The sequence below is a fragment of the Pseudomonas sp. YQ_6 genome (assembly GCF_043103245.1).
GTDB classification, from domain to species: domain Bacteria; phylum Pseudomonadota; class Gammaproteobacteria; order Pseudomonadales; family Pseudomonadaceae; genus Aquipseudomonas; species Aquipseudomonas alloputida.
The window spans coordinates 14,189-26,676 of sequence record NZ_JBICJR010000041.1 but is presented as its reverse complement, the minus strand read 5'-3'; the positions used below and the strand labels follow the sequence as shown (position 1 = coordinate 26,676).

At 63.7% G+C, this 12,488-nt stretch carries 7 protein-coding genes; 2 read left to right on the top strand and 5 right to left on the bottom strand.

Features of this window, described 5'->3' with window-relative positions; translation table 11 throughout:
- Positions 1–77: 77 nt before the first annotated feature.
- Together ACF8FG_RS13585 and ACF8FG_RS13580 are read left to right on the top strand one after the other, a co-directional pair.
- A complete protein-coding gene (locus tag ACF8FG_RS13585; protein WP_019437089.1) occupies positions 78–725 on the top strand; it encodes a DUF1345 domain-containing protein in 648 nt (215 codons plus the stop codon).
- A 274-nt stretch (positions 726–999) separates the two neighbouring features.
- Positions 1,000–1,260 carry a DUF1652 domain-containing protein gene (locus ACF8FG_RS13580; protein ID WP_014590699.1) on the top strand — a complete coding sequence of 87 codons (261 nt, stop codon included), beginning with the start codon at positions 1,000–1,002 and terminating at the stop codon, positions 1,258–1,260.
- Here ACF8FG_RS13580 and ACF8FG_RS13575 read toward each other — a convergent pair.
- The 5 genes from ACF8FG_RS13575 to ACF8FG_RS13555 form a co-directional block, all read right to left on the bottom strand.
- Positions 1,257–3,344 carry a bifunctional diguanylate cyclase/phosphodiesterase gene (locus tag ACF8FG_RS13575; RefSeq protein WP_014590698.1) on the bottom strand — a complete coding sequence of 696 codons (2,088 nt, stop codon included), beginning with the start codon at positions 3,342–3,344 and terminating at the stop codon, positions 1,257–1,259. The genes ACF8FG_RS13580 and ACF8FG_RS13575 overlap by 4 nt on opposite strands.
- Before the next feature lie 129 nt (positions 3,345–3,473).
- Entirely contained in the window at positions 3,474–4,964 is a 1,491-nt protein-coding gene (locus ACF8FG_RS13570) for an efflux transporter outer membrane subunit (protein ID WP_134697658.1), read from the bottom strand.
- Positions 4,961–8,068, bottom strand: coding sequence for an efflux RND transporter permease subunit (locus ACF8FG_RS13565; protein WP_318079819.1), 3,108 nt, complete (start codon positions 8,066–8,068; stop codon positions 4,961–4,963). The genes ACF8FG_RS13570 and ACF8FG_RS13565 overlap by 4 nt, the downstream gene beginning before the upstream one ends.
- Positions 8,065–11,163 (bottom strand): MdtB/MuxB family multidrug efflux RND transporter permease subunit, encoded by a 3,099-nt coding sequence (locus tag ACF8FG_RS13560; RefSeq protein ID WP_014590695.1) that lies wholly within the window; start codon positions 11,161–11,163, stop codon positions 8,065–8,067. The genes ACF8FG_RS13565 and ACF8FG_RS13560 overlap by 4 nt, the downstream gene beginning before the upstream one ends.
- Positions 11,160–12,467, bottom strand: a complete 1,308-nt coding sequence (locus ACF8FG_RS13555) for an MdtA/MuxA family multidrug efflux RND transporter periplasmic adaptor subunit (protein WP_014590694.1) — start codon at positions 12,465–12,467, stop codon at positions 11,160–11,162. The genes ACF8FG_RS13560 and ACF8FG_RS13555 overlap by 4 nt, the downstream gene beginning before the upstream one ends.
- Between the last annotated feature and the right edge of the window lie 21 nt (positions 12,468–12,488).

Below are 12,488 nucleotides of genomic sequence, written 5' to 3'. Positions count from 1 at the left end.
CCTGCAGGGTATTGCGCATCCCGCCCAACCCTATGACGGTCTAGAGTACAAGCCATACCCATTGTGAATGAGGCCCCATGGCTTTCCATCGCCTGACCCGCACACACCCCCGCCTGAGCATCGCCGCTGTAGTCGGCCTCGCTGGCGCCTGGCTGATCCCCGCCGGTGATACCGTGCAGCATATCCTCGCTGGCTGGAACCTGGGGGTGTGGCTGTACCTGCTGCTGGTGCTCTACCTGAGCTGGACAGCCAGCCCGGAAAAGGTCCGCAAGGTCGCCGGCGTCGAAGACGAGAACGCAGGCCTGGTCCTGCTGACCGTGTGCATCGCCGCCATCGCCAGCCTTGCCGCGGTCACCCTGCAACTGGTCTCCAGCCGCGGCCTGCAAGGCACGGCCCTCGCCCTGCACTACCTGTACACCGGCCTGACCGTGGTCGGTTCCTGGCTGCTGATCGGCTGCATATTCAGCCTGCATTACGCCCGCCTGTTCTACACCGGGCAAACCCACGAACCGCCGCTGCGCTTCGCTGATGGCGAGCGCAACCCGGATTACTGGGACTTCCATTACTTCTCGTTCACCATCAGCGTGGCGGTGCAAACCTCGGACGTGGGCGTCGCCGGGCGTGGGTTGCGACGGGTGGTACTGGGGCATTCGCTGGTGGGCTTCTTATTCAATACAGCGATTCTGGGATTCACTATCAACATCGCCGCAGGATTGCTGGGTTAAGCGAACCGCTCGTCTGAAATACCTGCGTGTCGAACGTCAGCGAGACCCATGGAACTCAACGGGTAGCTGACACTATCCGACCGGGAAAACGTTTGCCCTGCGGCCAACTGACACACTGCGCCCATGACAAGGATGTGACCGCTGTCATGCATTGGCACATTTGTCGTATTCGCAGCCGAGAATCGCGCGTGGCAGGTGCTATCTTTACTTTCCCGGCGGCCGCATCGAAGTGGCCCCCCGTTCACCACGTCCAGGTACGGACAAGGAGGCTGGCATGAACAAGATGACGTTCCCCAACGCCTGCCAGGTGATGCGCTGGCATTTCCATCCGCTGGGCTTTGAGGCCAGCATGGATGCGCCACGCAGCATGGTCGCGCGGCTGTTCGACCGCGCCAGCGGTGAAACCCTGCTGGCAATTGCCGGCATCCCCTGTGCGGCAATCATGGCCGCCGCCGATGTAGAGCGCATCATCGAAGCCGTCGAGGCGGAAATGGATGCCTTCATACCCACCTTTACCCTGCGCGATGCAGTCTAGCCCGCAGCGGTGAATTCCGGGGCCATGGCCTGCAACTTGTCCATGAACTGCTCGGCCGGCACGGGCTGGCCCAGCAGGTAGCCCTGCAACGAATCACACCCCAGACGGGTCAGGAAGTCCTGCTGCTTGTCGGTTTCAACCCCCTCGGCAACGATACGCAGGCCTAACGCCTGGCCCAGTGCGACAATTGCCGAAACAATCGCTGCATCGTCACTGTCCTGCTCCAGATCACGTACGAAGCCGCGGTCGATTTTCAGCTCGTTGGCTGGCAGGCGCTTGAGGTACATCAGGCTGGAATAGCCCGTACCAAAGTCATCGATGGACAAGTCCACGCCCATGTCGGACAGGCGCTGCAGCACGGTCAGGCTGGCGTCGGCATCGTGCATGGCGGTGGTTTCGGTAATTTCCAGTGTCAGGCAGTTGGCTGGCAAGCCGTTCTGCTGCAGGGCGCGGGCCACGCTGTCGACCAGACCGGCATGGCAGAACTGGATGGCCGACAGGTTCACCGCCATGCGCCAGCCATGATGCCCCTGGTCCAGCCACTGACGCATCTGACGGCAAGCCTCAGTAAGTACCCACTCACCAATGGGGATGATCAGGCCGGTCTTTTCCGCCAGGCCGATGAAGCGGTCAGGCAGCAGCAGGCCCTGCTGCGGGTGCTCCCAGCGCAGCAACGCTTCGGCACCGATCGGCTGGCAGGCCTGGGCGTCGAACTTGGGCTGATAATGCAAGCGGAACTGGCGCTGCTCCAGCGCCACGCGCAAGTCCTGCAACAGCTGCAACTGCTGGCGCGCGTTGCTGTTCATCGACACATCGAAGAAGCTGTAACCGTTCTTTCCGGCGCTCTTGGCATGGTACATGGCAGCGTCGGCATTACGCAGCAGCTCATGCTGGTCCTGGCCGTTGCCCGGATACAGGACGATGCCCAGGCTGGCCGACAGTTGCAGGTCGTGCTCGGCCACGCGGAAAGGCCGGGACACCAGGTTGACCTGCTTGACCGCCACGTCCATGGCATCGTTCGGCTCCTGCAGTTCCACCAGCAGCACGAATTCGTCGCCGCCAATCCGTGCCAGCGTGTCCTGGCTGTGCAGGTGGCCGCGCAGGCGGGCCGCTACCGCTTTGAGCAGAAGGTCACCGATATGATGGCCAAAGGCATCGTTGACTGGTTTGAAGCCGTCCAGATCAATGAACATCAGGGCAAAACAGCCGCCCTGCTCCGCCACTTTGGCGATGGCCTGTTCGATGCGATCGGCCAGCAGGGTACGGTTGGGCAGATCGGTGAGGGTGTCGTGCAGGGCCAGTTGGGTCAGTTCCTGGTTGGCCAAGGTCAGCGAACGGGCCAACTCGGCAGTACGTGCCTCGAGACGCGCGTCCAGCACCGAAGTCAGCAAAGCCACTGCCAGTACTGCCAGCGTGGTGATCAGCACCAGGTAAACCAGGCTGTCACCCTGCAATCCGCCCCCCAGCGCGCCGCAAAAGCTGCCCTCGGGGAAGTTCGCCGCGGCCATGCCGGTGTAATGCATGCCAACGATGGCAACGCCCATGACCACCGCCGCCAGGCCGCGGATCTGCCGTACATAGGGTGTGTGTGTGCGCAGGCGGAAGGCGATCCACAATGCCGTCGCCGAGGCACCTACGGCAATCAGCAGCGAAGCACCGAACAACGTCGGGTCGTAATCGATGCCCGGCAGCATGCGCAGGGCAGCCATGCCGGTGTAGTGCATGCAAGCGATACCGGCGCCCATGATCAGCGCGCCGAACCCCAACTGCAGCGCTGGCAGGCTCGGCTGGCTGACCAGCCACAAGGCAAAGCCCGAGGACAGCACAGCGATCAGCAGCGAGAACGCGGTCAGAGCCAGGTCGTACCCCAAGTCGATGGGCAAGCGGAAGGCAAGCATGCCAATGAAATGCATCGACCACACGCCGATGCCCATGGCCAACGCACCGCCGCCCATCCACAGGCAGGCAGCGCGGCCCTTGGCCGTGGCGATGCGGCCGGTCAGGTCAAGGGCGGTATAGGATGCCAGGATCGCCACGCACAGCGAAATCAACACCAGCGAAGAGGAGTAGCTACCGGTCAGCATTGAGAGTTCCAGCGCCGGGACAGGGGCCCGGCAAAAGCTGACGATTGTACTCAAGCTTAAGCGAAACGCACGGGGTTTTTGCGAATGGGAATGGATCCAATAACCGCAGCCTACCCCCTCTGGGTTTGGTCAATTCTGCTCGGCAAACGCCTGCTCTGCATCCCAGCCGCCGCCCAACGCAGCCACCAGTTGCACACTGGCCACCAGGCGCCCTTGCAGCAGGTTCAGCACGCTGCGCTCGTTGCTCAACGCCGTGGTTTGCACGTTGACCACATCCAGATAGCCGATCAGCCCGGCGCGGTACTGGTTCTCGGTCAGGCGCAACGACTCGCGGGCGGCATCAAGCGCCTCTTGGCGCACCACGGCTTCATCGCCATACACCTTCAGTTGAACCAGCAGGTTTTCCACTTCCTTGAAGCCGTCCAGCACGGTCTGGCGGTACTGCGCCACCGTCTGGTCATACACGGCCACCGTGCGGTCGACCTCGGCGCTGCGTTTGCCGGCGTCGAACAGGGTCAGCGCCAGCTGCGGGCCTACCGACCAGTAGCGGTTGGGCAGCTCGATCCAGTTGCTGAAGCTGCTGCTGGAATAACCGCCACTCATGCTCAGGCTGAGGTCCGGGAAGTAGGCTGCCCGCGACACCCCGATGTTGGCGTTGGCCGCCATCACGTTGCGTTCGGCTGCAGCGATGTCCGGGCGCCGCTCCAGCAGCTGCGAAGGCAGCGAAACCGGTATTTGCGGCAACGCGGGAATCGCCTTGCTGTCGGCCAGGGCGAAGTCGGCAGGCGTCTTGCCCAGCAGCACAGCGATGGCGTTTTCGAACTGCGCACGCTGCCAGATCAGGTCGATCAGGTCAGCCTGGGTGCTTTTGAGCTGGGTGCGGGCCTGGGCCACGGCATCCGGGCCGGCGACACCAGCGCGGTACTGGTTTTCGTTCATTCGCAGCGAGCGCTCATAAGCCGCCACGGTGGCTTCCAGCAAGCGCTTCTGCTCATCGATCACCCGCAATTGCAGGTAGTTCTGCACCAGCTCCGACTGTTGGCTCAAGCGGATCGACGCAAGGTCGGCCAAACTCGCTTCGGCGCTGGCCTCGTTGGCATTCAGGGTTTCGCGCAGCTTGCCCCACAGGTCGATCTCCCAGCTCACGCCCAACTGCGCGTTGTAGGTGTTGCGAATGCCGCTGCTGTTATTGGACAGGCTGGAACTGGAGCTGCCGGTGCCCTGCGCCGAGCGGTTCTTGCTGGTGCTCAGGTCCAGGCTGGGGAACAGCGCCGCACGGCTGCTGCGCACCAGCGCCTGGGCCTGGCGGTACTGGGCTTCTGATTGCGCCACGGTCTGGTTGCTGCGGTTGAGCTCTTCGACCAGCGCATTGAGCCCGGCATCGCCGTAGATTTCCCACCAGGCGCCGCGGGCGATGGCGTCGGACGGCGAGGCCTGGGTCCAGCCTTCGGCGTGCTTGAACTGCGCCGCCGTGCTGTTCAGCTCGGGGCGGTGGTAGTCCGGGCTCAGGGTACAGGCACTGAGCAAGGCCACGCACAACCCGGCACCAAGCAGGCGCGAGCCACGGCCACGGGTCAGTGCCTGCAGGGCACGGTGAAGTGGGGTCTGGGCAAAAGTCATAGCGGGGTTTCCAGGGCGGCGTCGGTGCGCACGCCGCGCCAACGGTTGAAACGGTGGCGCAGGCGGTCCAGGTACAGGTAAACCACCGGCGTCGTATAAAGGGTGAGGATCTGGCTGAACACCAGGCCACCGATGATGGTCAGGCCCAGCGGCTGACGCATTTCTGCGCCTTCAGCCTGGCTCAGCAGCAACGGCAATGCGCCAAGGATCGCTGCCAGGGTGGTCATCAGGATCGGCCGCAGGCGCAGCAGGCAGGCCCGGCGAATCGACTCTTCCGGCGAAAAACCCTGATGGCGTTCCAACTGCAAGGCCAGGTCGATCATCAGGATGGCATTCTTTTTCACCACCCCGATCAACAGGAACAGCCCCAGCAACGAGATCAGGCTGAACTCGCCACCGGTGACGTACAGCGCCAGCAAGGCCCCGACGCCCGCCGAAGGCAGTGTCGAGAGAATGGTCAGCGGGTGAATGTAGCTTTCATACAGAATGCCCAGCACCAGGTACACCAGCAGCAGTGCGCCAAGGATCATGAATGGCTGGCCCTGCTGGGTCTGGGCAAAGGCATCGGCAGTGCCGCCGAGCTTGGCAATCACCTCCTCGGGCAGGCCCAGCTTGGCCACCGCGCGCTCCAGTGCCGCCATGGCCTGGTCGGGGCTGTAGCCCTCAGCGACGTCGAAGGCGATGTCCTCCGAGGCGAACTGGCCTTCGTGGCTGACCCGGTCGTTGGCCAGGCTGTTCTCGTAGTGGGCAATGGTCGACAGCGGCACCCGGGCGCCGTCGGCGGTGATCACCTGCACTTGCTCCAGTGTGCTCGGGTCCCAGGCGTATTTCGGGTTGATCTCCAGCACCACCTGGTACTGGTTGAGGCTGTCGTAGATGGTGGAGATCTGCCGCTGGCTGTAGGCGTTGTTCAGTACTGCGGTGACCATGTCCATGTCGATGCCCAGGCGCTTGGCCTGGTCACGGTCGACCACCAGCGTCACCTGTTGGGTACCGGCACCATCGCGGGCGTCGATGGCGGTCAGCTCAGGCAGTGCACGCAGGGCCGCGACCACCTTGGGAAACCATTCGCGCAACGCCGCCAGGTCGCCGCTTTGCAGGGTATACAGGTACTGAGAAGAGGTCTGGTCACGCCCACCGCCACCCAGTTGCAGGTCCTGGTCAGCCATCAGGAACAGGCGCCCGCCGGGCACTTTGGGCAGTTCCTTGCGCAGGCGCTCGATCACCTTCTGCGCATCGATCTTGCGCTCGCTGATCGGTTTCAGGCGCACCAGCACAAAGGCGTTGTTGGTACCACTGTTGCCACCGATGAAACCGGCGACGCTCTGGACTGCCGGGTCCGCCAGCAAGGCGCGGCGGTAGATTTCCATCTTCGGCTGCATCACCGTGAACGACAGGCCGTCGTCACCCCGGATGAAGCCCATCAACTGGCCGGTATCCTGCTGGGGCATCAGCGTCTTGGGCACCACCACGTACAGGGCGATGTTGATGCCAATGGTGGCCAGCAGACTGAGCAGGGTCAGCCGCTTGTGGCGCAGGGCCCAGCCCAGGCTGCGGTCATAGGCAGCAACCATGCGCTGATGCAGCTTGTCGCTCCAGCGCTGCAGGCGTGTCTGTTCGGCCTGTTGCGGCGTGAGCCAGCGGGCGCAGAGCATCGGTGTAAGGGTGAGCGACACCACCAGCGAGACGATGATCGCCGCCGCCAGGGTGATGGAGAACTCCTGGAACAGGTTGCGCACGATGCCACCCATGAACAGGATGGAGACGAACACCGCCACCAGCGACACGTTCATCGACAGCAAGGTGAAGCCCACTTCCTTGGCGCCCAGGAAGGCCGCCTTCATCGGCGGCTGGCCGTTCTCGATGTGCCTGGAGATGTTTTCCAGCACCACGATGGCATCGTCCACCACCAGCCCGGTGGCAAGGATCAGCGCCATCAGCGACAGGTTGTTGAGCGAGAAACCGCACACGTACATGACCGCGAACGTACCCACCAGCGATACCGGCACCGCCAGGCTGGGGATCAGCGAGGCGCGCAGGCTGCCGAGGAACAGGTAGACCACCAGGATCACCAGCACCACGGCGATCAGCAAGGTGTGCTCGGCCTCCTTGAGAGTGGCCTTGATCACGGGCGAGCGGTCCATGGCCACGTTCAGTTGCACGCTGGCTGGCAGCAACGACTGCAGTGCCGGTAGCTGCGCCTTGATCTGGTCGACCGTTTCGATGATGTTGGCGCCGGTCTGGCGGTTGACCACCAGCAGCACCGCTGCCTGGTCGTTGAAGAAGCCGCTGTTGTAACGGTTTTCAACGCCGTCGGTGACGGTCGCCACGTCAGACAGGCGCAGAATGGTGCCGTTCTGTTGGCGAATCACCACCGGCTCGTAATCCTTGGCGCTTTCCAGCTGGTCGTTGGCCCGCACCTGCCAGTTGCGCTCGGCGTCTTCGACAAAGCCCATGGGCCGGCGCTGGTTGGCGTTGGATACTGCGGTGCGCACTTCGTCCAGCGACAAGTTGTACTGGTTGAGCAGTTGCGGCTCGACGGCAATGCGCACGGCCGGCAGCGAACTGCCACCGATCTGCACCTCCCCTACCCCCGACACCTGAGCCAGGCTCTGTGAAAGGATGGTGTCGGCCAGGTCATACAGCTGGCCTTTCTGCAACACATCCGAAGTCAGCGACAGCACCATGATCGGCGCCTGCGACGGGTTGATCTTCTTGTAGGTGGGCATGCTGCGCATGCCACTGGGCAGCAGGTTGCGGGTAGCGTTGATCGCCGCTTGCACCTCACGGGCTGCGCCATCGATGTCACGGCCCAACTCGAAGCCGATGACTACCCGTGTCGAACCCTGGTTGGAGCTGCTGGTGAGCGTGGTGACGCCGGCAATGCTGCCCAGCTTGCGTTCCAGCGGTGTGGCCACGGTGGACGCCATGACCTCGGGGCTGGCACCGGACAGATTCGCCGACACCACGATCACCGGGAAGTCCATTTGCGGCAGAGGCGCCACCGGCAGCAAGCCAAAGCTGACTCCGCCCAGCAGCAGGATCGCCAGGCTCAACAGCATGGTCGCCACCGGGCGACGAATGAAAGGCCCTGACAGGTTCATGCCTGGGCCTGCTTCACGTCAGTGGCCGGGCGCAGGCGGCGGGCCAGGCGATCGAAGTACAGGTAGATGACCGGCGTGGTGAACAGCGTCAGCACCTGGCTGACCAGCAACCCGCCGACCATCACCAGGCCCAGTGGCTGGCGCAGCTCGGCGCCCGAACCGGTGGCAAGCATCAGCGGCACCGCACCAAACAGCGCGGCCAGGGTGGTCATCAGGATCGGCCGGAAGCGCAGCAGCGCCGCCTGGTAGATGGCATCGCGCGGGCTCATGCCCTGATTGCGCTCGGCCTCCAGGGCGAAGTCGATCATCATGATCGCGTTCTTCTTGACGATACCGATCAGCAGGATGATGCCGATGATGGCGATCATGCCCAGGTCGTTACCGCTGATGAGCAAGGCCAGCAAGGCACCGACCGCCGCCGACGGCAGGGTCGAGAGGATGGTGATCGGGTGGATGTAGCTCTCGTACAGCACCCCCAGCACGATGTACATGGTCACCACCGCCGCCAGAATCAGCAGCAAGGTGCTCGACAGCGACGCCTGGAAGGCCTCGGCCGCACCCTGGAAGCGGGTTTGCACGCCCAGCGGCATGCCGATGTCCTTCTGCACCTGCTCGATCACCTGCACGGCTTCGCCCAGCGACGCGCCGTGGGCCAGGTTGAACGACAAGGTCACTGCCGGGAACTGGCCGATGTGGGAAATAGCCAGCTGCGCTTGACGCTGCTCGATCCGCGCCAGAGCCGAAAGGCGCACCTGGCCGCCATCGGTGGCCTTGACGTGGATCGACTCCAGCGCCTGCGGGCCGATCGTGGCGGCGTCCCTGGACTGCAACACCACGCGGTACTGGCTGGCCTGGGTGTAGATGGTCGAGATCTGCCGCTGGCCGAAGGCGTCGTACAGGGCATTGGTGATCTGCGAGACGCTGATCCCCAGGCGGCTGGCCATGTCACGGTCGATTACCAGGTACACCTGCAAGCCCTTGTCCTGCAGGTCGCTGGCCACATCGGCCAGTTCCGGACGCTGTTGCAGCGCCTGCACCAGCTTGCCGCTCCACTGCGCCAGCAGGTCGGCGTCCGGCGACGACAGGCTGAACTGGTACTGGGTCCGGCTGACCCGGTCCTCGATGCTGAGGTCTTGCACAGGCTGCAAGAACAGGCGGATGCCCACCAGCCGGTCGACCTGCGGCTGCAGGCGGCTGATCACTTCGCTGGCGCTGACATCGCGCTCGCCGTGGGGCTTGAGGTTGATCAGCAGGCGACCACTGTTGAGCGTGGCGTTGTCGCCGTCTACGCCAATGTAGGACGACAGGCTTTGCACGGCCGGGTCTTGCAGGATGACCTTGCTCAGGGCCTGCTGACGTTCGCTCATGGCGGCGAACGAGGTGGACTGCGGCGCTTCGGAAATACCCTGGATCACCCCGGTGTCCTGCACCGGGAAGAAGCCCTTGGGCACGACCATGTACAGGAACACCGTGAGCACCAGGCTGGCCACCGCCACCAGCAAGGTCAGCGGCTGATGCTTGAGCACCCACTGCAGGGCACTGCCGTAGTGCTTGATCAGCCAGTCGATCCAGGCGCCACTGGCGCGGTAGAAGCGGCCTTGTTCTTCTTCCTTGGGCTCGCGCTTGAGCAGACGCGCGCACATCATCGGCGTCAGGGTCAGGGACACCACCAGGGAAATCAGAATGGCCACTGCCAGCGTGATGGCGAACTCGCGGAACAGGCGACCGACCACGTCCGCCATGAACAGCAACGGGATCAGGACCGCAATCAGCGAGAAGGTCAGCGAAATCAGGGTGAAGCCAATCTGTCGGGCGCCCTTGAGCGCCGCCTGCATGGGCGTCTCGCCCTCTTCGATATGCCGGGAGATGTTCTCCAGCATGACGATGGCATCATCGACCACAAAGCCGGTGGCGATGGTCAGGGCCATGAGTGTCAGGTTGTTGACCGAGAACCCGGCCAGGTACATGACCCCGAACGTCCCGATCAGCGACAGTGGCACGGCAATCGACGGAATGAGGGTGGCGCTGAAGCGGCGCAAGAAAACGAAGGTGACCATCACCACCAGAACGATGGCGATCAGCAGTTCGTGCTGCACGTCCTTGACTGCGGCGCGAATGGTCTGGGTGCGGTCGGTCAGCACCGATACATCGAGGCCAGCCGGCAGGTTGTCGGTAATAGAAGGCAGCAGGCCCTTGATGCGGTCGACCACTTCGATCACGTTGGCGCCCGGCTGACGCTGGATGTTCAGCAGCACAGCATGGTTCTCGTTCGCCCAGGCGGCCAGCCGCTCGTTCTCGGCGCCGTCGACGATTTCGGCCACATCTTTCAGGCGCAGCGGCGCACCGTTGTTGTAGGCCAGGATCAGGTTGGCGTATTCCTCGGGAGAACGCAGCTGGTCGTTGGCATCGAGCATCGACACCCGGGTCGGGCCGTCGAAGTTGCCTTTGGGCTGGTTGACGTTGGAGGCACCGATCAGCGTGCGCACATCATCCAGATTCAAGCCATTGGCCGCCAGGGCGTCGACGTTGACCTTGATGCGTACCGCCTGGCGCTGGCCACCGGCAATGCTGACCATGCCCACGCCGCTGATTTGCGCCAGCTTTTGCGCCACGCGGGTATCGACCAGGTCGTTGAGCTTGGGCAGCGGCATGGTCTTGCTGGAGATGGCCAGGGTCAGCACCGGGGTGTCGGCCGGGTTGACCTTGTTGTACACCGGCGGTGCCGGCAGGTCACTGGGCAACAAGTTGCTGGCGGCGTTGATCGCGGCCTGCACCTGTTGCTCGGCAACGTCCATGTTCATGTCGAGGTTGAAGCGCAAGGTCAGCACCGACGCGCCGCCAGAACTGGTCGAGGCCATCTGTTCCAGGCCCGGCATCTGGCCGAACTGGCGCTCCAGTGGCGCGGTGACAGCGCTGGTCATCACCTGCGGGCTGGCGCCGGGGTACAGGGTCATGACGCGAATGGTCGGGTAGTCCACCTGCGGCAAGGCGGAAACCGGCAGCAACTTGTAGGCGATCAGGCCAGCCAGCACGATGGCCAGCATGCTCAGCGTGGTGGCGACCGGGCGCAGGATGAACAGGCGCGAGAGGTTCATGCGCCCGCCTTGCCTGCTGCGTTGCCAGGTTGTGCTTCACCTGTTTGCGCCGCGCCCTTGGCTTCCTGCCCTTGCAGGTGCTGGCCCGGGCTGGTCGGCACTTGCGAGCTGTCTTCGACCACTTCCACCTTGGTGCCTTCGCGCAGGCGGTCGGTGCCTTCCAGCACCAGGCGGTCGCCAGCCTTCAAGCCGTCGAGAATGACGCTGTTCTCGCCATCGCTGGCGCCCACCTTCAGTTTGCGAACATTGACGGTGCTCTGCTCGTTGACCACATAGGCAAAGGTGCCATCGTTGCCGAACTGGATGGCCGCGGCCGGGGCCATGACCACCTGCTTGAGGGTGTCGGCCAGCAAGCGCACATTGACGAACTGGTTGGGGAACAGGGCCAGATCCTTGTTCTCGAAGCGGCCCTTGAACTTCAGGGTGCCGGTGGTGGTGTCAATCTGGTTGTCGATGCTGCCCAGCACACCGGTGGACTGCAGCTTGCTGTCACTGCGGTCCCAGGCCTCGACCGGCAGGCTGGCGCCACTGCGGTAGCGCTCCAGCACAGTGCTCAGTTCGGTTTCCGGCAGGGTGAAGGCGACGTTGATCGGCTCGGTCTGGGTGATCACCACCAGCGCGGTGGTGTCGTTGGCGGCTACCAGGTTGCCCAGATCGAGCTGGCGCAGGCCCACACGGCCACTGATGGGCGCACGGATCTGGGTGAAATCGAGGTTCAGGCGGGCGTCGTTGACCTGTGCCTGATTGGTCTTGACCAGCCCCTGGAACTGCGCAACCTGGGCTTCGGCGGTGTCCAGGGTTTGCTTGGCGATGCTGTCTTCGGCATACAGGCCTTTGTAACGGGCCAGGTCGACCTGAGCGTTCTTCAACTGTGCCTGGTTCTGCGCCAAGGTGCCTTCGGCCTGCTGCAGGGCGATGCGATAAGGGCGCGGGTCGATTTCGGCCAGCAGGTCGCCAGCCTTGACGCGCTGGCCTTCCTTGAAGTGGATTTTCACCAGTTCGCCAGCCACGCGGCTGCGCACATTCACCGTATTGGTCGCGGTAACCGTGCCCAAGGCTTTGTAGTAGAGGGGGAAGTCGCCTGTCCGCACCGGCACGACGCGTACGGGTACCGGGTCACTGGAGCCGCCAAAACCTGGGCGGCCGCCGATCATGCCCATGCCCTTGCCACCGCGCCCGCCACTGGCTTCTTTATGCGCAGGCGTCGCTGCGGGCCACAGCCACCAGGCCAGTGCAGCCACCAGCAGCAGGATCAGCAGGCCGACGAGCCAGCGACGAAGGGAACGGGAATTGGACGCTTGCATGGGTTGAACGAACCTTGTTCG